The organism is Vibrio paracholerae, assembly GCF_037672085.1.
Classification (GTDB): Bacteria; Pseudomonadota; Gammaproteobacteria; order Enterobacterales; family Vibrionaceae; genus Vibrio; species Vibrio cholerae.
The window spans coordinates 403792-427190 of record NZ_JBBHLM010000002.1; the positions used below are offsets into that span (position 1 = coordinate 403792).

Here is a 23399-nt window from a genome sequence, read left to right on the forward strand (position 1 = left end):
AAAAAAAGAAACAATCGGTTTGATTTGTTTTATGCCGCTGGTGGTGAACGAGCGAAATAGGAGTGCAGCACTTGAGTGCGTTGGATCGGTTGTTCAACCCTTGCTTGTGGTGGATTTTGACGCCAACTGGGCAATATCCACTGACTGGTTTTGAGGCCATGTGCCGCGCTGGCAAACAACTGACAATCATGCTGTAAATGATGTTCAGGATGCAGATCAAGTTGGTGATCAATCACGGCCACGTTAAACCAAAACGCCAGCACCACAGAGAGCATAGCCACTATGGATAAGCGAGTTGTACGTAGCTGAGGTAACGACATAGCGTGTGCGACCAAGAGTGATTGAAAACCGACAGTGATTGAGGCTTGTTATAATATAACAAGTCACAAATCAGGCAAGCGATGATTCTGATGAGTTTGTATGCAGATGTCTCTTCGTCAACGGGTGAGCAAGTTAGTCTTTACTCACCCGATATGATTGATGGATGAAAGCATCCTCTTCCTACTTGAAGCTGCAGCCGTGTGGGCTGCAACGTCAAGTCGTTTGGGGCGATTACAGATTTTGCTGAATCAAACCCAGTACGGTTTGAATGTCCGCTTCGTTGAGCGCCCCTTCTTTCACAAACAGCACGTTACCTTGTTTATCTTGCACAATGATTGCAGAGGATTGCGCTTGTAATTGCCAGGCTTGGGCAACCAGACCGAATTCATCAAGCACCATAGAAGACCAAGGAAACTCTTTTTTGCTGTCTTGCGCCGATGATTTCACAAATGAGCTGGTGCCCCAAATCGCGTCATTTTGGTTGATGATGGTGGTGGTTTGGTAACTCTCTGCTGGAAATTTCGCCGCGGTGATCGCGGTCATCAGTGGCGCATTTAGCGCTTTTGAGCTGCTACGGCCGGCAATCGCTTGAATGACGCGCACCTTGCCCAGTAGATCCGCAGAGCGCCATTTTTGGTAATTGACATTATTGTCTTGTAGGACGATTTCACCGTGCTTTTCGACACCAACCGCAGGTACCGGTGAGCCGATAGTCAGGTTGTGCGCGAAAGCCAGAGTGGGAGAGCATGCTAAGAGTAAAGCGAGAAGTGTTTTATTTTTCATGGTTTTGTTTCCTCAAGTTGAGCAAACAAAGGTATAGCATACAAATGAGGGGAAAGAGAAATTCCCCTCATTGAGATGTATTTAGAGTGTGGTGTGTGGCGGGAAACAGACTCCTGTGCCACCGAGCCCACAATAACCATTCGGATTTTTGGCCAGATATTGCTGGTGGTAAGTCTCTGCGAAGTAATACTCTGCTGCGGGCAGAATCTCAGTGGTAATCGAGGGGCGATGTTGCGCCGTCAGCAGGGCTTGATAAGCCGCTTTTGAGGCTTCTGCAATTTCGCGCTGTTCTTCACTGAAAGTGTAAATGGCTGAGCGGTATTGCGTTCCGCGATCGTTGCCTTGACGCATGCCTTGCGTGGGGTCGTGGCGCTCCCAAAAGGCGCGGAGCAGTTCGGTCAGTGGCAGGCGTTCTGGATCAAAAATGACGCGCACGACCTCGGTATGACCAGTTTTGCCACTGCACACTTCTTCATAGGTTGGATTGGGCGTAAAACCGCCTGAGTAGCCAACGGAGGTGGAGATCACTCCATCCAGTTGCCAAAACAGGCGTTCAGCGCCCCAAAAGCAGCCCATACCAATCAAGATTTGTTGTTGACCGGATTGGGGCGCAGCAGTGAGTGAGCTGCCATTGACGAAATGCGTATCGTCAATCGACATCGCAGTAGTACGACCGGGTAAGGCGTTGTGTGCCGTAACCATGGTTTGTTTGTCGAGCATGATGTTTCCTTACTGAAGTGGTGGCGCTGTCTGTTTGAATATCGCAAGCAGCAACGCCCTGATTATCTTCGATACAGACCGGAGATTTAACGGTTTTCGTACAGACGCAGGGTTGCATTGACGTTATGATGCGTCTGTAGCAAAAATGTCACCGTTGTATAACGAGTCTAAATCAAGCATGAGACGAAAATCACTTCCCGCTTTAATCTCGCTATGGCTGTTTTCAGCTGTATCTTACGCCGATGTGAAGCTCGAGATCACTGGAATAAGTGGCGCAGAGAAAGATAACGTGGAGGCGTATCTCTCATCGATCGCGGCACAAGACTACTCCACTAGCCTGCGTTTTCAATCTCAACTGGAAAGAAGCATAACTGAAGCGTTGAATGCGCTCGGCTACTATCACGCCAGTATCATTTTTACCGTTTCTGAAGAGAAACAGCGCTTACGCGCCGCAGTGACCTTGGGTGAAGTGACCCGTTTGAGCGAGGTCGATATTGTGATCCGCGGTGAAGCTGAAGGCGATCGCGATTTTCAACGTTTGATCCGCCGTAGTGGTTTGACAGTAGATGCACCGCTCAATCACACTCTGTATGACAACCTCAAATCGGGCATTCGTAACTTGGCGTTGCAAAAAGGCTACTTTAATGGTGATTTTCAGGCCAGCCGACTGGAAGTGATTCCAGAGCTGAATCAAGCTCGGGTCATTTTGCATTTTGATAGCGGGATCCGTTACCTGTTTGGAGCGACCACAGTTGAAGGCAGTCAAATCGATGAAAATCGAGTGATGTCGCTGCGTCCTTTCAAACAAGGGGAGCCGTATTTGGTGTCGCAAATCGGCGAGTTTAACCAAAATCTCTCCAATACAGATTGGTTCTCTTCGGTGTTTGTTGAGCCGGACTTATCACAGTTGGATGAGGGGCGTGAGTTGCCGATCAAGGTGACCTTAGCACCGCAAGCGCGTAATCAACTGGAAACCGGTTTAGGTTATTCAACGGACGTTGGAGTGCGTAGCTCATTAAAATGGAAGAAACCTTGGGTGAACAGCCAAGGGCACAGTTTTGACAGCAGTTTCTCCCTTTCTATGCCAGAACAAACTATTACAGCGGGTTATAAGATCCCACTGGAAGATGCGTTAAATGAGTACTATCGCATTCAGTACGGCATGAAACATTTGGACAAGCGTGATACTGAGAGCTTGGAGTCTAACCTAGCACTTGAACGCCATTGGCAGTTGGATGGCGGTTGGCATCGCACGGTTTTTATTCGCTATCTCTTAGAGAATTATCGTCAAGGCTTACAAGATGATAACAGCCAGTTTTTATTGCCGGGGATGACCTATACCCGTACGAGGACGCGTTCCAACAGTGGCTTGCTGACTTGGGGCGATAAACAGACGATTACCTTGGAATATGGCGACCCAGCCTTGCTTTCAGAAACGCGGGTATTGCGTTTACAAAGTGGATCTTCTTGGTTACGGACCTATGATCGTAATCATCGAGCGTTAATTCGCGTTGATGGTGGTGCAAACTTGGTGGATGAATTTGACCAACTCTCGCCCTCACTGCGTTTCTTTGCCGGTGGTGATAATAATTTGCGCGGATACAGTTACAAGTCGATTTCACCGCAAGATGCCAGCGGTGCATTGACGGGGGCGAAATACATCGCCACCAGTTCAATCGAATATCAATACCGTTTAACGGGTAACTGGTGGGCGGCGATGTTCATGGATGTCGGTGATGCGTTTAACGATAATCCTGAATGGAAGAAAGGGGTCGGTACTGGGATCCGCTGGATTTCGCCCGTTGGCCCTATTCGGCTCGATTTCGCATGGGGGCTGGATGCCGCGCCGGGCGATGAGTTCAAAATCCACTTCACTTTAGGGCCTGAATTATGATCAAACGGGCGTTAAAGTGGACCAAATGGCTCTCTATGTCGCTGTTGGTGTTAGTGATCTTGTTGGTGCTGGCTTTGGCGGGGGCGCTGTTTACCAACCCCGGTTTGCATGCGGTTTTGTGGGGCGCGCAGCAAGCATTGCCGCAGTTGAAAGTGGATCAGGCGCAAGGCGCATTGTTTCCGCGTTTTACTTTGCAAGGGATCAGTTACGCTGATAGTGAGCTTAATCTGGCCTTTTCTGCACAAAAGCTAAGCTTGGCGATGAACCCCAACTGCTTATTAGAGCCCAGTATCTGTATTAATGAGCTGACTCTCTCTGGGGTAAAATTTGATCTCCCCTTATTAGCGGAGAGTGAAGCATTAACAGAGACTGAAGCGACCCCTGATGAATCAGACTCTGAGCCGCTGGGAGAAATATCCACTCCTATCCCGATTCGCTTAGGCCTGCTAGACCTACAAGACATTGAATTAAATATTCTGGGAAACCGAGTGGCATGGCAACAATTGAGCACACGAGCGTCTTGGCAAGGAAATCGCCTGCGTATCGGGCAAAGCGAGTGGCTGGGGATTCGTCTTGTGTTAGCGGAGAGTGAAGCCTCAACCGAACCCGAGGCGACTCAAGCGACAACCCCTGATAACGCGGAACCTTTGCAACTGCCAGATGTGAGGATCCCGCTGCATATCGAGTTAGCGCGTTTCGATATTCGTGATTTTCGTTTAGAACAAGAGACGCCGATCATCGTCAATCATCTTACTTTGCAAGCCACTGCCGCGCAGCATGAAGTCTCTATCTCTAGTCTTGAGCTGAGCATGCCGGAGCTGGATGCGCAATTGAACGCACAAGCGACGCTCAGTCAAGATTACCCCATTCAGTTAGAACTGCGCAGCCAAGTTCATCTTGCTGATTTTAAAGGCCAAACCTTATCACTGGCCGCACAGGGTAGTCTTGGGGATCTGACATTACAAGCCAATCTAGACTCGTTAGCTCAAGCGCAGTTGAACAGCCACTTTAATCTGTTGGATGCCGATATACCGTTTGATCTGCAACTGAGAAAGGTGAAAGCACAGTGGCCCATGTTAGGCGAAGGGGATTATCACGTTGAGGTTCCGGAGTTAAGTATTCAAGGCTCCTTAGCCAAGTATCAGTTCGCGTTGCAGGGCGCGCTACAAGGCAAAGATTTACCGAATGTCAGTTTAGCCCTGCAAGGGCATGGCAATCTGGATGAAGTCGCGTTGCAATCACTTAAAGTCGATACGCTTGGCGGCTTAGTGACGGGCAATGCCGTGGCGAATTGGAAAAATCCGCTCAATTGGGCCGCTCGTTTAAATCTGAAAAATATTCAGCCCGGTCTGCAATGGCCTGAGGCTGAAGGCAAAATCAGTGGTGAGCTCGATACCTCTGGCTCTTTGACTGAGCAAGGTGGCTGGCAAGTGGAGGTTTCACGCTTAGCGATCAACGGGGTATTACGTGATTATCCGCTTAACATGTTAGGTGAACTCAGTGCCTCCGATGTCAAAGGTCAAGGGGATATCGCGTTACAAACTAAGGGAATCTCCTTAGTGCATGGGCCGAATTCCCTCACCGCTAAAGGCCAATTGAGTAAGCAGTGGCGGATGTCGGTCGAACTGGATGTGCCGGATTTGAGCAAATCCTTACCAGATGCCAAAGGCAAAGTGATTGGTGATGTGCTGCTGCGAGGTGATCTCAAACAGCCGAGGGTCAAATGGGTGCTGGATGCCGATAGCCTGTACTTGAAAGAATTAGGCTCGATTGGCCACGTCACTTTGCAAGGCAATCTGGTTGCTCTGTCAGAGCCTCAAGGCGAGCTCGCCTTACAAGTGCGCGATATTCACTATCAAGATCAACGAATTGATACTGTTAATTTAAAAGCACAAGGCTCTCAGAGAAAACACGAGGTGACACTCGATGTCACCTCCAATCTCGCTTCGACCAGCTTGGCAATGAATGGCCGATTGCGTACAGAACCCACACTGCGCTGGCAAGGTGAGCTGGAGCGCATGTGGTTAAATTCACCGCAAGGACAATGGCTGTTACAACAGGCGACGGCACTCTCGTTTGACCAGCGAACGGAGCGCGTGAAAGTTGCTGCTCACTGCTGGGTGCAAGGTGAATCGTCACTCTGTTTAGAAGAAGAGGCTGAGTTAGGGGATCGGGGTGAGGCGCGTTTAGCGATTAAGCAGTTTGATTTTAAGCAACTTGCCGGAGTCCTTCCTAAAGAAACCCAACTCAGTGGGGAATTAAATGGTCAAGTGTGGGCTAAATGGGCTCCGAAAGCGGCGCCGCAGTTGCAAGCCAATCTTGAGTTAACCCAAGGTCAGGTAACGCAAAAGCTGAATAAAAGCGTGACGTTTGGTTGGGATAAAGCGCAATTTTCTGCCCAATTGGCGAAAAATCAGCTGCAAGCCAGTTGGTTATTAGATGCAACCGATAATGGTGATCTCACTGGCAATATTAAGATTGCCGATGTGCGTGCCGAACAGAAAACCATGCTCGGTTCACTTAACTTAACCACGTTTAATCTGGATTTCTTGCAACCGTTGATTGGTGAACTTAGTGAAGCGAAATCCAATATTAATGCGGATATACAATTTCATGGCCCAATGTTGCATCCGCAATTGGACGGTGAAATTGCGATTAATGATATTCGTGTGAAAGGTGAGATATCACCGGTTGATGTACAATCAGGTCAAGTGTCACTCAAATTTAATGGTTATCAGGCAGTGTTAAATGCCGATATCCAGACCACCGATGGTTTACTGGAAGTCGATGGTGATGCTGATTGGCAACAGATAGAGGATTGGCGGCTCAAAGCGCGAGTGCATGCACCTTCAATGATGGTTGAGCTGCCACCCATGGTGAGAGTCAAGGTGATCCCTGATTTAACCTTGACCATGCAACCTCAACTGGCACGAGTGACGGGTAATATAGCGCTGCCGTGGGGGCGGATTGTGGTCGAAGAGTTACCGCCGAGCGCGATTGGGGTATCGAAAGATCAAATTTTGCTGAATGCGGATTTTGAGCCACTGACTGACAAAGAACGGATCCCGTTTAGTGTGGAGAGTGACGTCAATGTGCAAATTGGCGACGATTTCCAACTTAGCGCTTTTGGTCTACAAGGTAACTTAGTCGGACGTCTCAATGTAGCGCAAAAGGATAAAGGGCCGTTTATTTTGGGTGAGGTGAACATTCGCAATGGTCAATACCGCTCATTTGGACAAGATCTGCAGATCAAAGAAGGGAAGATCTTGATGAATGGCCCGGTGGATCAGCCGTATTTGGCGATCACTGCGATCCGTAATCCCAACAACACGCAAGATGGCGTGGTTGCTGGGGTGCGAGTCAGTGGACCCTCGGATGAGCCGTCACTCACCATCTTCTCTGAACCTGCAATGCCACAAGCCAATGCGCTGTCGTATTTGTTGCGTGGACAAAATATTGATGGGGAAGCAGGGGGCAACGCCATGACCACCACCTTGATTGGTCTGAGTTTAGCGCAGAGCGGTAAACTGGTTGGCGAGATAGGCCAAGCGTTTGGTGTGCAGGATCTGCAACTGGATACGGCAGGTTCTGGAGACGATTCACAGGTCACGGTCAGTGGTTATATTCTGCCTGGCTTGCAAGTGAAATATGGTGTAGGTATTTTTAACTCAGTCGGCGAATTTACTGTGCGTTATCGCTTGATGCAGGATCTGTATTTGGAGGCCGTCTCCGGTGTCGACAGCGCCGTAGATCTGCTCTATCAGTTTGAATTTAACTAAGGAGAGAGATGTGCAGCACCTCGTTTTTGTGTATGGCACTTTGCGTCATGGAGAGAGCAACCACACGTATTTACAACACAGTCAGTTGCTTGGTCAGTTTGAAACCAAACCTGAATACGCCTTGTATGATCTAGGCGCGTATCCCGGATTGGTGGAAGGGCATCAATCGGTGCATGGTGAAGTCTATCTCGTAGATGAACACACTTTAGCGCAGCTGGATATTTTGGAAGATGTGCCAGTGGAATATCGACGTGACACCATTGAGACACCGTTTGGTACCGCGTGGATCTATATTTATCAAGAGACCCATCGCTTACATTCGTTGATTGATTCCGGAGACTGGTGTCAGCGTGTCTAGTTCTGACCTACAAAGAAAAAAGCCAGCTGAGCTGGCTTTTTTATGCTCAAAACGTGGGCTTATTTGTTTTGCGCACGCTCGTAAGAGCTTAGGATTTCAGCGCGAGCAGATGCGGCATCTTCCCAGCCATCCACTTTTACCCACTTGCCTGATTCCAGCTCTTTGTAACGCTCGAAGAAGTGAGTGATCTGTGCTTTCAGCAGCGCTGGCAGATCGTTCACGTCTTGGATGTGATCGTATTCTTTAGAGATCTTGGTATGCGGTACCGCAACCACTTTCGCATCTTCACCGGATTCGTCCGTCATCTTCAGCACGCCAACAGGACGGCAACGGATCACAGAACCAGGGATCAGAGGGTATGGAGTTGGGACCAACACGTCTACTGGGTCACCGTCCAGTGACAGAGTGTGGTTCACGTAACCGTAGTTACATGGGTAGAACATAGGCGCTGACATGAAGCGGTCTACGAATACTGCGCCAGACTCTTTGTCGACTTCGTATTTGATTGGGTCAGCATTGGCAGGGATTTCGATCACTACATAGATATCATCAGGCAGTGATTTGCCCGCTGGCACATTGTTTAAGCTCATTAACGGTTTCCTTTTCTGTTAGCCGGACTTCAAATTCGGGATTTATTATTATTCAAGTTTGCCTATGGCGCAAAATGCACCCTTCAGCGAAGGGGTGAGTTTACTCTCAAAATAAAGGATCCCCAAGTGACAAAGAGAAAAAGCGCCGCACAGGGCGGCGCGAAGTGGCTTAGTCTGGGTAAGTCTCTAAAAACGTTTCGACTTTATGCACCATGTTTTTTGAGCCGACAAAAAACGGTACGCGTTGATGCAGTTCGGTGGGTTTGATGTCCATGATGCGACGCGCCCCATCCGAGGCAAGGCCGCCCGCTTGTTCAATCAAAAACGCCATCGGGTTGCACTCATAGAGCAGACGCAATTTACCATTCGGATGGCTTTGCGTGCTTGGGTACAAGTAAATACCACCTTTCAGTAAGTTACGATGGAAATCCGCCACCAGCGAACCAATGTAGCGTGAAGTGTAGGGGCGTCCCTCTTCTGGCACATTTTCTTGGCAGAATTTGATGTATTTTTTCACGCCCGTTGGGAAGCGGATGTAGTTACCTTCGTTGATCGAGTAAATCTTACCGTTTTCTGGAATACGCATATTCTCATGCGAGAGATAGAAGGTGCCGAGCGAAGGATCGTAGGTAAAGCCGTTCACACCATTGCCCGTGGTGTACACCAGCATGGTGGATGAGCCGTAAATCACATAACCAGCAGCGACTTGTTTATTGCCCGGTTGCAGAAAGTCCTCCTGCGTCGGCGGTGTGCCAACTGGCGAAACGCGGCGGTAAATCGAGAAAATTGTCCCCACCGATACGTTCACGTCGATATTGGAAGAGCCATCGAGCGGATCCATCAACACCACGTATTTGGCATTTTTGTTGAGCTCTTTACTGAATGCGACCGCTTCATCTTCTTCTTCACTCGCCACACCACACACCTGATCGCGAGCTTCCAGTGCGGCTTTGAATTTTTCGTTGGCATACAGGTCGAGCTTTTGTTGCTCTTCCCCTTGAATGTTGTCATTGCCTGACGCGCCAATGATATCTGCCAGTCCCGCTTTATTGATTTCGCGGTTGACGATTTTGGCGGCCAAACGAATTGAGGCTAAAAGAGAGGAAAGTTCACCGCTGGCGTGGGGGAAATCATGTTGTTTTTCAACAATAAATTCACCGAGGGTGCGCATTTTCTGCATGTTGGTTCCTTAACACTATTGGGTCGGGGGTACGCCCGTTTGTTGACCTAAGGTTAGTGAAGTGCAACAAACGGGTTGAGCAAGATGATGGGATCCTCTGATGGAATCGATTGCGCTATGCACCTTGTCTATAGTGAATTGTAAAACTTAGATCTTTTTACGGGTATTGAACTAACCGACACAGATCTCACTTTGATTGTCGACCATTTCGAATTTACACCACGCTGAACTGCTGCACTCGCTTTTGCGTGGCGGATCGGGATAATGGAGCCATTCCAATCGCACAGTAAAAAGGCTGGGTTTTTATGCACATTCATATCTTGGGAATTTGTGGCACGTTCATGGGCGGCGTTGCGATGTTAGCGCGTCAATTGGGTCATAAAGTCACGGGCAGCGATGCCAATGTTTACCCGCCAATGAGCACTATGTTAGAGGCGCAAGGCATCGAGATCATTGAAGGTTTTGACCCTGCTCAACTTGAGCCCAAGCCTGATCTGGTGGTGATTGGCAACGCGATGAGTCGTGGTAACCCTTGCGTGGAATACGTGCTCAACCACAACTTGCGCTACACCTCTGGCCCACAGTGGCTACAAGATTTTCTGCTGCATGATCGTTGGGTGATCGCGGTATCGGGTACGCATGGCAAAACCACCACTTCAAGCATGATTGCTTGGGTACTGAAGCATTGCGGCTATCAACCGGGTTTCTTAGTCGGTGGTGTGTTAGGTAATTTCGGTATTTCTGCGCGTTTAGGCGAAAGCATGTTTTTTGTGGTCGAAGCCGACGAATACGACAGTGCTTTTTTCGATAAGCGTTCTAAGTTCGTGCATTACCATCCGCGCACTTTAGTGATGAATAACCTAGAGTTCGATCATGCAGACATTTTTGATAACTTAGAGGCGATCAAGCGCCAATTTCACCATTTGGTACGTACTGTGCCGGGCAACGGTCGCATTCTTGCTCCTAAGCAAGATGAAGCTTTAGTCGATGTTTTACAGCGCGGCTGTTGGAGTGAAACCGAGTTCAGTGGCGAGCAAGGCGAGTGGCAAGCAGAGAAAATTACCGCCGATGGTTCTCAATTCCATGTTTTGCTGAAAGGGGAGCGTGTAGGCCAAGTGAATTGGAGCTTGGTGGGCGATCACAACGTCAGTAATGCACTGATGGCGATTGCCGCAGCGCGTCACGTCGGGGTTGCTCCTGAGCTTGCTTGTGAAGCGCTGGGGCTGTTTGTCAACACCAAGCGCCGCTTAGAGCTGAAAGGTGAAATTAATGGGATAACGGTGTACGACGATTTTGCCCATCACCCAACCGCGATTGAACTTACGCTCGGCGGTTTACGTAACAAGGTGGGCGATAAGAAAATCATCGCCGTACTTGAGCCGCGCTCTGCCACCATGAAGCTGGGCGTGCACAAAGAAACCTTGGCGGCTTCGCTGCACAGCGCCGATTCGGTTTACCTTTACCAGCCGTCTAACATTCCTTGGTCGGTGGAAGAGGTCGCGAAACAGTGTCAACAGCCTGCGCAAGTAAGCGCCAATATGGATGAATTTGTGGTGATGATTGCCAAAGAAGCCCAAGCCGGTGACCAGATTTTGGTGATGAGCAACGGTGGTTTTGAAGGCATTCATGGCAAGTTGCTCGCGGCACTGCAACAGAAATAATTTAAGGTGAGCATGAACAACAATCGAACCATTACACTGGCTTGGACTGGCGCTTCCGGAGCGCCCTATGGGCTGCGCTTATTGCAATGCTTGTTAGCGGCAGATTATCAGGTGTATTTGCTGATTTCTTCGGCGGCGCGAGTGGTGCTGGCGACTGAGCACGGCTTGAAACTGCCTGCTAACCCTGAAGCGGCGCAAGCGGCTTTGGTGGAGCATCTGGGCTGCGCCAGTGATAAGTTGGTGGTGTGCGGAAAAGAAGATTGGTTTTCGCCAGTGGCTTCCGGTTCGGCAGCCCCCAAGCAGATGGTGGTGTGTCCATGCTCGGCAGGCAGTGTGGCCGCGATTGCCCATGGCATGTCAGATAATCTGATTGAACGCGCCGCTGATGTGGTGCTGAAAGAGCGTGGACAACTGCTGTTGGTGGTACGTGAAACGCCTTTCTCCACTTTGCATCTGGAAAACATGCTTAAGCTCTCGCACATGGGGGTGACCATCATGCCTGCTGCGCCGGGTTTTTATCATCAGCCACAATCGATTGACGATCTGGTCGATTTTATGGTGGCGCGCATTCTCGATCATCTTGGCATCGAACAAGCGCTCGTGCCGCGTTGGGGCTATGATCAACGCGCGCGCGGCGAGTAATGGCATGGCCAGTGGCGATTTTCCGCCACTGGCTAATTACACGATTTCCCATTACAATCCAACCCACTCACGGGGGGCCACCCATTCATCCGAATGGCGCTGAGATCAAGCACTGCTTGGGACCCGCAATGACTGCGATGTTCGCGGTTGAACCTGAACCAGATAATGCTGGCGTAGGAATTGAGCTAGGTTTGCAGAATGGAATAATGGACGATTCTCTGCCTCCCTCAAGCCTGTGCCGCTCATTAAGGAGAGCGAGCCTTGAAATTTCAACTGACTGCGGTTGCGTTAGCAACCCTATGTGTTGCCTCTGCAGCGTCTGCTGCACCAACCCTCACCGTTTACACTTACGACTCTTTTGCCGCCGACTGGGGGCCTGCACCTGCGATTGAAAAAGCGTTTGAAGCACAATGTGGCTGCGATCTGCAATTTGTCGCGCTAGATGATGGCGTGTCGATTCTTAATCGTCTGCGTTTAGAAGGTAGCAACAGCAAAGCCGATGTGGTACTGGGGCTGGATAACAACCTTATCGAAGAAGCCAAACAGACCGGATTATTGGCGACCCACAGTGTGGATACCAGCAAGGTGACTCTGCCCAATGGCTGGAGTGACAACACATTTGTGCCTTACGACTATGGTTATTTTGCTTTTGTGTACAACAAAGAGAAGCTAACTAATCCGCCGACCAGCTTGAAAGAGCTGGTGGAAAAACGTGATGATCTGAAAGTGATCTACCAAGACCCGCGCACTTCAACGCCAGGGCAAGGTTTATTGCTGTGGATGAAATCTGTCTACGGCGACCAAGCGCCACAAGCGTGGAAGCAGTTGGCGAGCAAAACGGTCACTGTGACCAAAGGTTGGTCAGAAGCTTACTCTATGTTTCTTGGTGGAGAGGCGGATCTGGTGCTCTCTTACACCACATCGCCAGCCTATCATTTGATTGCAGAAAATGATGCACGTTTTGCCACTGCGAATTTCAGCGAGGGGCATTACCTGCAAGTTGAAGTCGCCGCCAAAGTCAAAAGCACTAAAAATGGTGAGCTGGCGGACAAGTTCCTGCAATTTATCCTGAGTAATGAGTTCCAAAGCGTGATCCCAACGGGTAACTGGATGTATCCAGTGACGGCGGTTGAACTGCCCAAAGGGTTTGATACTTTGGCGGTACCGACACAATCTCTGTCCTTCAGCGCACAGGAAGTCGCGCAAATGCGTAAGCCATGGATTCGTGAGTGGCAGCAAGCGCTGAGCTTCTAAGGTTAAGCGTTGAATCGAACTCCTCAATTAGGCTTTTGGGTCGCGGCTGGTGTCGCGACCTTTGTCCTCGCAGCATTAGCAGCGCTGCTCTGGCAAGCGCCACCGCTCAATCTGAATCTGATCTGGCAAGATGCCTATTATCGGCATGTCACTCAGTTCAGCTTTTACCAAGCTTTCTGGTCAACCGTGCTCAGTGTGGGGTTGGCAATTCCGGTTGCTCATGCCCTCAGTCAGCGCCGTTTCCCCGGTCGTGATTTACTACTGAAACTGTTCGCGATGACGCTGGTTTTGCCCGTATTGGTGGCGATTTTTGGCTTGATTGCGATTTACGGTAACAGCGGTTTTTTGGCCAAAACGCTGCACAGTGTCGGACTCTCGCTGCCATTTTCGATTTATGGTTTGAACGGTATTTTGCTCGCTCATGTACTGTTTAATTTGCCTTATGCTAGCCGTTTGCTACTGCAAAGTTTAGAAGCGATCCCTAGTGAGCAGCACAAGCTGTGTGCCCATCTCGGTATGAACCGTTGGCAAAAGTTTAAGTGGGTCGAGTGGCCACGCTTGCGTCAGCAACTGCCGCACGTTGCAGGCTTGGTGTTTATGCTCTGCTTTACCAGTTTTGCAACCGTTATGGCGCTCGGTGGCGGGCCTAAAGCAACCACCATTGAGCTCGCGATCTACCAAGCGATCAAATTCGATTTCGATCTGCAAATTGGCGCGTTATTGGCGATTTGGCAGATGTTGCTGTGTACTTTACTGACTTTTACCCTGCAGCGTTTTTCCCATTCCCGACCCATGAACAGTGCTGCGAGCAAGGTGACTGAGCGTTGGATACGTGATTCATGGCGCGCCAAAGTTTGGGATACGAGCTGGATTGTTGCTGCATGTGCCTTGGTATTGCCACCATTAGTGATGGTTGTGCTGGCAGGGCTCAATTCAAAGCTAAGCAAGGTACTGACGAGCGGCGATTTTTGGTCGGCAGTCAGCCACTCTTTGCAAGTGGCGAGCTTAGCCAGCAGCTTGGCTTTGGCTAGTGGAATCGCGATGTTACTCACCAGCCGAGCCTTGCGGTTGAAAGCGGCCCATCGCCGCGCCAATGGCGTCGAGTGGATCGCGACTTTAATTCTGGTGACGCCGGGATTAGTGGTGAGTACCGGACTCTTTTTACTGCTGCGTAATATCACCGATGTGTTTAGTTTGGCTTACTGGATTGTGGTCGCAGTCAACGCGCTAATGGCGCTGCCTTACGTCGTAAAAACCTTGAGCCAACCTATGTGGCATTTGGCTCAGCAATATGAATTGCTGTGCGCCAGTCTAGGTATGTCTGGTTGGCGTCGATTTCGTTTAGTGGAGTGGCGCGCGCTGCGTAAGCCTCTCTCCCATGCTTTTGCGATCGGTTTTCTGCTCTCAATGGGAGATTTAAGCGCAATTGCCCTGTTTGGTAGCCAAGATTTTCGCACTCTGCCGCTCTATCTTTATCAATTGCTCGGCAGCTATCAGATGGATACCGCCGCTGTGGTGGCGTTGGCCATGCTGATCATGAGTGTGGGTTGGTTTTATGTGATTGAGCGGCTGTTTGCCCAGCGTCCGCTTACCAAGCGCTAATGAGGAAAAGCATGTTAGCTCTAGATAAAGTGCGTTACGAATATGACCACGAATGGTTCGAGTTTGATCTGAATGTGGCTGATGGCGACATTGTGGCTCTCATGGGGCCAAGTGGTGCGGGTAAATCTACCTTGCTGAGTCTGGTCGCGGGGTTTATTGAACCGGTGAGCGGCAGCATCAAGGTCAATGATCAGTCGGTACTCGGTTTAGCGCCTTATCAACGCCCTTTTTCGATGCTCTTTCAGGAGCACAACCTGTTTGCCCATCTTACCGTGCGTGAAAACATCGGCTTAGGTTTACATCCAGGCCTCAAATTGAACGCTGAGCAGAAACAGCAAGTGGTTGATGCAGCTCAGCAAGTAGGAATTGCCGACTACCTAGATCGTTTACCTGAGCAACTTTCCGGCGGGCAACGCCAGCGGGTGGCACTCGCGCGCTGTTTTGTGCAGCCGAATCCGATTTGGTTGCTTGATGAGCCTTTTTCGGCGCTCGATCCTTTGCTGCGAGAAGAGATGCTTGCCTTGGTGAAACAGTTAGCCAATGAGCGGCAGCGCACGGTAGTGATGGTGACCCACCATCTTAGTGATGCGCGTGCCATCGCCTGCCAAATCGCTTTTTTGAGTAAGGGCCAAGTGCAGGTAGTGACTGATTGTCAGGTGCTGACCGCGCAGCATCCGCATCCTGAACTGGCTCAGTTTGTGGCCGCGGCGCTGAGTGAGCCGAAATAACGCTGAGTGAACTGAGAAACATCGATCTAAAAAGAAAAAGGTTAGCGTGCGCTAACCTTTTTGATGCTGTTGCTTAAAACGAGATGGCATGTTGCCTCGCGTTTATTCCGCTGAATCCAGATCGTCTTCACTCTCTTCTTCGATCTCTTGTTTTGCCAACATCGCTTCTTTGAGCAGTTGGAAGATCTCGCGAGATGATTTTGGCGGCTTGTTGCCGGCTTTTTCCTTGCTGGCTTGACGTGCTAACAGACGCAGACGTTGACGATCTGCTTCCGGATATTGCTCCATCGCCACTTCAATCGCGCTGTCACCTTCGGCAACGATGCGATCACGCAACTGCTCCAGTTTGTGCAGTAATGCAGTGGTTTGCGAGTGCTTATTACGCAGTTTATCCAGTGCCGTTTGTAGCGGCTCAGGATCAATATGGCGCATCAATTTGCCAATGTATTGCAGTTGGCGACGACGTGCTTCGTTTTTAAAACGCTGCGCATCTTTGATCGCTTCGGCCAGATCTTCTGGCAGCGGGAATTTGGCTAACGCGGAAGGCTTTAGCTCCACCAGCTCTTCGCCGAGCTTTTGCAGGGCCAGCATGTCATTTTTCAATTCGGTTCTACTGACCCAAATGATCTCTTCTTCCTCTTCCCAAGGGGCTTTTTGGTTTTTACGTGCCATATTCTTCATCATGATGAGTTACTTATGTCGGCTATTTTAGCAAGAATCGTGGGGAGAAAGCGAAATTCTTGTTATCCTAATAACATCAATAACCAATGGTTGAATGAAATATGGATGTAAAAGAGCGAGTTGCGCTGCAGCGTCAAGAGCTGGAAGCTGCGGTTGCTAAGGCATTAGAGCTTGCAGCGGCGAGTTCTGATGCGGCTGAAGTGGCGATTACCAAGAGCACGGGGTTAAGTGTTTCGACCCGCATGTGCGAAGTAGAGAATGTTGAATTCAACAGCGATGGTGCTTTGGGTATCACAGTGTACCGTGGTCAGCGTAAAGGCAGCGCTTCAACATCGGACTTGAGTGAAAAAGCGATTCGACAAACCGTATTAGCCGCGCTGGATATTGCCCAGTACACCTCGGCCGATCCTTATGCCGGCCCTGCGCCGAAAGAATTGATGGTGCAGGAGATCCCTGATCTTGACCTCTTCCATCCTGATGAGCCTAATCCAGATGTGGCGGCGCAAATTGCCATTGCTGCTGAGCGTGCGGCGTTAGGCTACAGCAAGAAAATTAAGCAAAGCGATGGCGGTAGTTACGATAGCCATTTCGGCATTCGCGTTTACGGTAACAGCCATGGTTTATTGGCTAGCTATGCCTCTAGTCGCCACAGCATTAGCTGTAGTGTGATTGGTGAAGGCCGCAACGGTGAAATGGAGCGCGATTACAGCTATACCGTGGCACGTCACCGTGACGATTTATGGACGCCAGAAAGCGTTGGCTTGCAAGCGGCGGAAAATACGGTGAGCCGTCTGGATCCGCAAAAGCTGAAAACGGGTCAGTTTCCCGTGATGTTTGCGGCAGATGTGGCGACAGGCTTAATCGGTCATCTGGTGATGGCGATCAGCGGTGGTAATTTGTACCGTAAATCGAGTTTCCTGCTTGATCATCTAGGAAAATCTATTCTGCCAAGTTGGTTCAATATTAGTGAGCGCCCACATGTGATGCGTGGTTTGGCTTCCAGCCCATTTGATAGTGAAGGGGTTCGTACCCAAGATCTGGAAATCATCACTGATGGTGTGTTGGCGACTTACTTACTGACCAGCTACGCGGCACGTAAAATGAATATGACGCCAACCGGTCATGCGGGTGGTATTCACAACTGGTATGTGAAATCGACGGGGCAAAATTACCAACAGATGCTCAAAGAGCTGGGCACCGGCTTGCTGGTGACGGAAGTGATGGGGCAGGGCATGAATGTGGTCACCGGTGATTATTCACGTGGCGCTGCTGGTTTCTGGGTAGAAAATGGTGAAATCAAATACCCCGTTTCTGAAATCACCATTGCGGGTAACCTCAAGCAGATGTTGCAGCAGATTGTCGCAGTCGGCAGCGATATCGAAACGCGCTCACAGATCCAAACTGGTTCTATTTTGATTGAATCAATGAAGGTCGCGGGCGAATAAGCTCTGAGCCATTGAATGAAAAAGCCGACAGAAAGTCGGCTTTTTTGTCGAATCAATTTGGGAAATCGGACATTAACTGGTAAGCAGCAAAGTGGCTAGGCCGAGAAAAACGGATAAACCAATCACATCGGTGACGGTGGTGAGTGCCATCCCACCAGCGAGAGCTGGGTCGATGTTCATCTTTTTCAGCAAAATAGGAATGCTTACTCCAGCAATGCCGGCCACGATAAGGTTAGTCATCATCGCCGCGGAAATGATCCCGCCAAGCATCCATTCTCCTTTCCACACCACTACGATGGCACCAATGATCAATGCCCATGTAATGCCATTCAGTATGCCGATCGCCGCTTCTTTCATCAGCAATTCACGTTTATTACTGTCACCGATATGACCGAGTGCTAGTCCACGAATCACCAGAGCAACAGTTTGGTTTCCTGCCACACCACCCATAGAGGGCACAATAGTCATTAGCACGGCAACAGCGGCCATTTGTTCGAGAGTCGCTTCAAACATGTTCGACACCGAAGCCGCAGCAAGGGCGGCTAGCACGTTGGCACCGAGCCAAATACTGCGCTTGCGCGCCGATTTGACGACAGGGGCGAAGGTATCTTCATCATCATCCATACCCGCCATACTCATCATCGAGTGTTCGGCGTCTTCACGGATAATATCGACCACATCATCGATGGTGATACGGCCAACCAGATGTTGGTTTTCATCTACCACCGGTGCTGAAACCCAGTTACGGCGTTCGAACAGATTGGCGATATCAGAGTCTTTCATATCGACTTTGATCGCTTCGTCCGCGTCGTCCATCACTTCACTGACCGGCACATCCGGTTGGGTGGTGAGCAAAGTGACAAGAGAAAGATGGCCAATCAGTTTGCTTTCATCATCAATCACATACAGCGCATCGGTGGCTTCCGGTAATTCGCCTTTCATACGCAAATAACGCAGTACTACATCGACATCCACATCGGCACGAATGGTTATGACATCGGTGTTCATTAGACCGCCTGCGGTATCTTCCGGATAGGCAAGTGCGGTTTCTACCCGCATGCGATCCGCCGCATCCATTTGAGACAGAACTTCGCGCGATACATCATCTGGCAAGCTACGTAACACGTAAGCGACATCATCGATGTCCATACCTTCGGTCGCTTCGGCGAGCTTCTCAGGTGCCATTTTCGACACCAGCGCATCCTTAACGTCTTCATTCAGCTCGTCAAGGATTTCACCGTAATCTTCCGGGTCAGTCAGTTGCCACAACACCTCACGCGCTTTACGTGGTGAGGCTTCCAGCAGATGAGCAATATCTTCAGGCTCCATGTCCTGCAGTTGGCGGCGGACATGAACAAAGCGGCCATTATCTAAGGCTTCAGTGATTTCTTGGAGGGTGAGGTGAGCTTGGTCAAATTCGATCTGCTCGGCCATGGCTTCCCCCTAGGTTGGAATTGGAATAATGGTCAGCATGGTAACTTAATTTACCCGCTTATTTAATAAGATCTTATTAAGTAAGACGGATTTCTTTATTCTTGTTTGCCTAGGTAGGTCAAGCGGGTTGGGCTACGAGCTAAGTTGCTAGTGAGGAGTCTTACTCATCTTCATCAAACTTTTGTTCGATGAGCTGACAAACCGCCAGTAGTGCTTGTTCGGCTTGCGAGCCTTCGGCAGAGATCACCACGTTTTGCCCTTGTGCCGATTCCAGCATCAGTAACCCCATCACACTGTCGGCGGTTGCTTCACGGCCATCTTGGCTCTGTACGGTCAATACTGCATCAAAGGATTGAGCAACTTGCACCAGTTTAACCGCTGCCCGCGCATGCAGGCCAAGACGATTTTGGATCAGCACGGTTTGGCTTAGTTGCGGCATAGGGGCTCCTAGGATTGCTGTTTTTCCAATGAAGTATGGCGGATCTGCACTTGATGACCAAGCTGCGCGAAATATTCACCCAATTGCTGTGTCAGGTAGACCGAACGATGCTTGCCCCCGGTGCAACCAATAGCGATGGTCAGGTAGCTGCGATTGTTTTTCTCAAGCATGGGCAGCCAGTATTCGAAGAATTTTTGGATCTGCTGTTTCAGCTCCATCACTTCGCTATGGCCTTCCAAGAAAGATTTGATCGGCGCATCCAGTCCCGTCAGTGGGCGCAGATCGGGCTCCCAATGCGGATTGGGGAGAAAGCGCACATCAAACACGTAGTCGGCATCGGTTGGTAAACCGTATTTAAAGCCAAACGATTGAAACACCATCACAAGGTCTTTGCGTTCACGGCCTTCAATCCGCATGCGCACGGTTTCACTTAAATCATGCAGCGACTGGTTACTGCTGTCGAGCAACAAGTCAGCCTGCTCTTTGAGTGGGCCAAGCAGCTGTTTTTCTAACTCAATGGCTTGGGCAAGTGAAGTCTTGCTTTGACTGAGAGAGAGGGGATGAATGCGCCGTGTTTCACTGTAGCGTTTGAGCAAGGTCTCTTTACTGGCGTCGAGAAACAGCATGCTGACATCGTTGTTCTGCTTGAGCTGGTCGAGTACATCTTGTACCAAGCTTGGCTCTTTGGGCAGATTGCGGATATCAATGCTTACCGCTACGTTTTGTTGACTGCCTTGGACCGACTGGATAAAGGCTGTCAGCAGGCTGACGGGCAGGTTATCAACACAGTAGTAACCAAGGTCTTCGAGTACTCGAAGAGCGACGCTCTTACCGGCTCCCGATTGTCCACTGACCACGATCAAACGCATACTGTTTGCCTGCTATTGGTTAACCATGATGTTATACAGCTCTTGATCGCTGGCTGCGTTACGAAGCTGTTTGAGGATCTGTTTATCGTTGAGGCGTTCTGCCATGCAAGCGAGAGTTTTCAAATGCTCTTTGCACTGATCTTCTGGAACCAGTAGGGCAAATAAGAGATCCACCGGACGGTTATCAATCGAATCAAATTCAATCGGCTCTTCACACTGTAATAGCACGGCGACGGCGTTTTCGCTGTCAGACATGCGTGCGTGTGGGATGGCAATCCCGTTACCAATACCGGTACTGCCCATTTTTTCGCGGCCTAACATGCACTCGAACAGTTCGGTGGCATTTTGGCCAGTATGAAGGGCAGCGATTTCGCTGATGATTTCTAGTGCTCGTTTCTTACTAGAACATTGGACTGCACTTTTGGTGCAGTCCAATGAAAGTACTTCGCTCAATTGCATGATTAATGACTACTTAGCTTTTCTTTATGCTTATTCAATTGTCGAACCAACTTATCCACCAAACTATCGATGGCGGCATACATATTTTCATCGTCCGCGTGGGCATGAATTTCTGCTTGGTTTATGTGGAGCGTAGCTTCGGCGATCTGGCGCAGTTTTTCAACACGTAAAATGACTTGAACGTGATTAATGTGGTCGAAAAAACGCTCAAGTTTGTCAAATTTGGAGTTAACATAGTCTTGCATTGAATCGGTAAGATCAATGTGGTGGCCTTGAATGTTGATTTGCATAGACTTTCCTTCTCTAGTTTAGGCCTATAGCAGGCGTTTGCGCTGACTTGATGGGGCAATGCCAAGTGATTCACGATATTTGGCGATGGTTCGCCGCGCGACTTGGATGCCTTGGTCAGCGAGTAGGGTTGCGATCTTGCTGTCACTGAGTGGTTTAGCTGGACTCTCCGCCGCCACCAGTTTTTTGATCAGCGCCCTGATCGCAGTGGACGAGCACTCTCCGCCATTGTCAGTACTGACGTGGCTGGAGAAAAAGTACTTCAACTCAAAAATGCCGCGCGGGGTATGCATGTATTTCTGGGTGGTGACACGCGAAATCGTCGATTCATGCATTTCCACCGCCATCGCCACATCGTTGAGCACCATCGGCTTCATCGCCTCTTCTCCATACTCGAAGAAATCGTGTTGGTGTTCAACTATGCACTTGGCAACTTTGAGCAGTGTCTCGTTTCTACTTTCTAAACTTTTGATCAGCCATTTTGCCTCTTGCAAATTGGTACGGATGTAGTTGCTCTCCGCATTATTACCGCGCATCAGGTCGGCATACTGCTGATTGATCTTCAGTTTAGGCACACTATCTGGGTTGATGGTGACCAACCATCGACCTTGTTCTTTATAGACTGACACGTCAGGTATGACGTATTCAGCGTGATCTTGAGCAATTCGACTGCCGGGGCGAGGATCGAGCTGTTGGATGAGTTGCAGGATCTCGCGCAAGTCCTCTTCTTTGAGCTTAGTCTCTTTCAGAATGGTTTTGTAATCACGATTCCCTAAATCATCAATGTATTTTGCGAGCAGTAATTTGGCTTCTTCTAGCCAAGGGGTATTACTTGAATACGTGTTTAGTTGCAGTAGTAAGCAGTCCTGTAGATTGAGTGATGCTACTCCAAATGGGTCAAACTGCTGAATACGTTTACGTACCGCTTCAATCTCATCTAACTCAATGTCATCACTGCGCAGGCTCTCTTGGATATCCTCTAGTGAGACAGTTAAATAACCGTAATCATCGATAGCATCGATAAGTGCTACGGCAATGGTGCGATCCACATCACTAAAGGGAGTTAAATCAAGTTGCCAGTGAAGATAATCTTGCAGGGTTTGGGTGGTTTCGCCTTGGTAGATGGGGGCATCATCATCGAGTGCCAGTCCTGTACTGCCGGTATTCGCGCTGTAGACTTCATCCCAAGTGGTATCCATCTCTAATTCAGCGCTGATTTCCGATTTTTCAATCAGATCCGAGCTATCCTGCGGTTCAGGTTCGTAGAGTTCTTCTGGCTCGCGCGGGCTTTCTTCCGTCATGCGTACGCTATCAAGCGATGGTGCTTCGTCTTGGTTATCTTCCACCTCTAACAAGGGGTTAGATTCCAATGCTTCCTGAATTTCTTGCTGCAGATCCAGCGTCGAAAGCTGCAACAGACGAATCGCCTGCTGGAGCTGCGGAGTCATGGCTAACTGTTGACCTAGCTTGAGCTGTAATGACGGTTTCATGCAGTAATGGATGCCTTGTTATTTTTAGTATTCATTGAACTCTACTCTGTTTTAATCATAGACGGAATTGTTCGCCGAGATAAACCTGCTTCACCTGTTCATTATTGAGAACATCTTGTGGCGTTCCTTCCGCAATCAGTCGGCCTTGGCTGACAATATACGCTTTTTCACACACATCCAGTGTTTCACGCACGTTGTGGTCGGTGATGAGGACGCCTAGACCGCGATCGCGCAGATGCTCGATGATTTTTTTGATATCGATGACTGAGATCGGGTCAACACCAGCAAAAGGTTCATCGAGCAAGATAAATTGTGGGTTAGCCGCCAGAGCGCGGGCGATTTCCACTCGGCGTCGTTCACCGCCGGAGAGCGCCATTCCAGCACTTTTACGAATATGCTGAATGTGGAACTCTTCAAGCAAATCTTCCAGCTTGTCCTGACGCTCTTCATGGGTCAATTCTTCGCGGGTTTGCAGTACGGCCATGATGTTGTCTTCGACCGAGAGCTTACGAAAAATAGACGCTTCTTGCGGCAGATAACCAATGCCCATCCGTGAACGGCTGTGCATAGGTAAAATACTGATGTCGTTGTCATCAATGGTAATCGAGCCTTCATCACGCGCGACAAGGCCGACGATCATGTAAAACGACGTAGTTTTGCCTGCGCCATTCGGGCCCAGCAGGCCAACAATCTGCCCAGATTCGACTTGAAGACTGACGTCAGATACCACTTTGCGCTTTTTGTAGCTCTTGGCTAAATGTTGTGCTTTTAAGATGGCCATA

General features: G+C 49.6%; 22 protein-coding genes. 9 read left to right on the forward strand and 13 right to left on the reverse strand.

What is annotated here, in order from left to right:
• Nucleotides 1-29: 29 nt before the first annotated feature.
• From R4537_RS07230 to msrA, 3 genes are all read right to left on the reverse strand, one after another.
• On the reverse strand, nucleotides 30-320 hold the full coding sequence (locus R4537_RS07230) for a DUF2607 domain-containing protein (RefSeq protein ID WP_175463863.1): 291 nt from the start codon (nucleotides 318-320) through the stop codon (nucleotides 30-32).
• A gap of 232 nt (nucleotides 321-552) precedes the next feature.
• Nucleotides 553-1104, reverse strand: coding sequence for a YtfJ family protein (locus R4537_RS07235; protein WP_000792395.1), 552 nt, complete (start codon nucleotides 1102-1104; stop codon nucleotides 553-555).
• An 81-nt stretch (nucleotides 1105-1185) separates the two neighbouring features.
• Nucleotides 1186-1824, reverse strand: a complete 639-nt coding sequence (msrA, locus tag R4537_RS07240) for a peptide-methionine (S)-S-oxide reductase MsrA (protein ID WP_000884812.1) — start codon at nucleotides 1822-1824, stop codon at nucleotides 1186-1188.
• A 178-nt stretch (nucleotides 1825-2002) separates the two neighbouring features.
• Between msrA and tamA the strand changes: the two genes are divergently transcribed.
• Genes tamA through R4537_RS07255 form a run of 3 tightly spaced genes read left to right on the forward strand, consistent with a single transcriptional unit; the run spans nucleotide 2003 to nucleotide 7855 of the window.
• The gene (gene tamA, locus R4537_RS07245; protein ID WP_071179270.1) at nucleotides 2003-3718 is read left to right on the forward strand and encodes an autotransporter assembly complex protein TamA; all 1716 of its coding nucleotides are present in this window, start codon (nucleotides 2003-2005) and stop codon (nucleotides 3716-3718) included.
• Entirely contained in the window at nucleotides 3715-7497 is a 3783-nt protein-coding gene (gene tamB, locus R4537_RS07250) for an autotransporter assembly complex protein TamB (protein WP_071179269.1), read from the forward strand. The genes tamA and tamB overlap by 4 nt, the downstream gene beginning before the upstream one ends.
• Nucleotides 7498-7507: 10 nt before the next feature.
• A complete protein-coding gene (locus R4537_RS07255; protein WP_001164258.1) occupies nucleotides 7508-7855 on the forward strand; it encodes a gamma-glutamylcyclotransferase family protein in 348 nt (115 codons plus the stop codon).
• 59 nt (nucleotides 7856-7914) lie between these two features.
• Here R4537_RS07255 and ppa read toward each other — a convergent pair whose 3' ends face one another.
• Complete coding sequence (gene ppa, locus R4537_RS07260; RefSeq protein WP_000056163.1) at nucleotides 7915-8445, reverse strand: inorganic diphosphatase; 531 nt, start codon at nucleotides 8443-8445, stop codon at nucleotides 7915-7917.
• 169 nt (nucleotides 8446-8614) lie between these two features.
• Nucleotides 8615-9625 (reverse strand): class 1 fructose-bisphosphatase, encoded by a 1011-nt coding sequence (gene fbp / locus R4537_RS07265; protein ID WP_001171118.1) that lies wholly within the window; start codon nucleotides 9623-9625, stop codon nucleotides 8615-8617.
• A 305-nt stretch (nucleotides 9626-9930) separates the two neighbouring features.
• Between fbp and mpl the strand changes: the two genes are divergently transcribed.
• The 5 genes from mpl (at nucleotide 9931) to thiQ (ending at nucleotide 15512) form a co-directional block, all read left to right on the forward strand.
• Nucleotides 9931-11286, forward strand: a complete 1356-nt coding sequence (gene mpl / locus R4537_RS07270; RefSeq protein ID WP_071179268.1) for a UDP-N-acetylmuramate:L-alanyl-gamma-D-glutamyl-meso-diaminopimelate ligase — start codon at nucleotides 9931-9933, stop codon at nucleotides 11284-11286.
• 12 nt (nucleotides 11287-11298) lie between these two features.
• On the forward strand, nucleotides 11299-11928 hold the full coding sequence (locus R4537_RS07275) for a flavin prenyltransferase UbiX (protein WP_001063917.1): 630 nt from the start codon (nucleotides 11299-11301) through the stop codon (nucleotides 11926-11928).
• Nucleotides 11929-12189: 261 nt separating this feature from the next.
• The gene (thiB, locus tag R4537_RS07280) at nucleotides 12190-13182 is read left to right on the forward strand and encodes a thiamine ABC transporter substrate binding subunit (protein WP_071179267.1); all 993 of its coding nucleotides are present in this window, start codon (nucleotides 12190-12192) and stop codon (nucleotides 13180-13182) included.
• A gap of 9 nt (nucleotides 13183-13191) precedes the next feature.
• Entirely contained in the window at nucleotides 13192-14784 is a 1593-nt protein-coding gene (thiP, locus tag R4537_RS07285) for a thiamine/thiamine pyrophosphate ABC transporter permease ThiP (protein WP_071179266.1), read from the forward strand.
• A gap of 11 nt (nucleotides 14785-14795) precedes the next feature.
• A complete protein-coding gene (gene thiQ / locus R4537_RS07290; protein WP_071179265.1) occupies nucleotides 14796-15512 on the forward strand; it encodes a thiamine ABC transporter ATP-binding protein in 717 nt (238 codons plus the stop codon).
• Between the two features lie 102 nt (nucleotides 15513-15614).
• Here thiQ and yjgA read toward each other — a convergent pair whose 3' ends face one another.
• Nucleotides 15615-16184, reverse strand: a complete 570-nt coding sequence (yjgA, locus tag R4537_RS07295) for a ribosome biogenesis factor YjgA (protein WP_000101582.1) — start codon at nucleotides 16182-16184, stop codon at nucleotides 15615-15617.
• Nucleotides 16185-16294: 110 nt separating this feature from the next.
• On the opposite strand from yjgA, the gene pmbA reads away from it, so the two are divergent.
• Nucleotides 16295-17638, forward strand: coding sequence for a metalloprotease PmbA (gene pmbA, locus R4537_RS07300; RefSeq protein WP_071179264.1), 1344 nt, complete (start codon nucleotides 16295-16297; stop codon nucleotides 17636-17638).
• Between the two features lie 72 nt (nucleotides 17639-17710).
• On the opposite strand, the gene mgtE is transcribed toward pmbA, so the two are convergent.
• The 7 genes from mgtE to lptB all read right to left on the reverse strand — a co-directional run bounded on the left by mgtE (nucleotide 17711) and on the right by lptB (nucleotide 23398).
• Nucleotides 17711-19072: a magnesium transporter gene (gene mgtE / locus R4537_RS07305; protein ID WP_071179263.1), complete on the reverse strand. Its 1362-nt coding sequence runs from the start codon at nucleotides 19070-19072 to the stop codon at nucleotides 17711-17713.
• A gap of 160 nt (nucleotides 19073-19232) precedes the next feature.
• Nucleotides 19233-19511, reverse strand: a complete 279-nt coding sequence (locus R4537_RS07310; RefSeq protein ID WP_071179262.1) for an HPr family phosphocarrier protein — start codon at nucleotides 19509-19511, stop codon at nucleotides 19233-19235.
• 8 nt (nucleotides 19512-19519) lie between these two features.
• Entirely contained in the window at nucleotides 19520-20380 is an 861-nt protein-coding gene (gene rapZ / locus R4537_RS07315; protein WP_001237200.1) for an RNase adapter RapZ, read from the reverse strand.
• Nucleotides 20381-20392: 12 nt separating this feature from the next.
• Complete coding sequence (gene ptsN / locus R4537_RS07320) at nucleotides 20393-20839, reverse strand: PTS IIA-like nitrogen regulatory protein PtsN (protein WP_001177160.1); 447 nt, start codon at nucleotides 20837-20839, stop codon at nucleotides 20393-20395.
• 2 nt (nucleotides 20840-20841) lie between these two features.
• Nucleotides 20842-21129, reverse strand: coding sequence for a ribosome hibernation promoting factor (hpf, locus tag R4537_RS07325; RefSeq protein WP_001166647.1), 288 nt, complete (start codon nucleotides 21127-21129; stop codon nucleotides 20842-20844).
• A 24-nt stretch (nucleotides 21130-21153) separates the two neighbouring features.
• Nucleotides 21154-22617: an RNA polymerase factor sigma-54 gene (locus tag R4537_RS07330; protein ID WP_029627666.1), complete on the reverse strand. Its 1464-nt coding sequence runs from the start codon at nucleotides 22615-22617 to the stop codon at nucleotides 21154-21156.
• Nucleotides 22618-22672: 55 nt separating this feature from the next.
• Nucleotides 22673-23398, reverse strand: a complete 726-nt coding sequence (gene lptB / locus R4537_RS07335; RefSeq protein ID WP_071179261.1) for an LPS export ABC transporter ATP-binding protein — start codon at nucleotides 23396-23398, stop codon at nucleotides 22673-22675.
• Nucleotide 23399 lies beyond the last annotated feature (1 nt).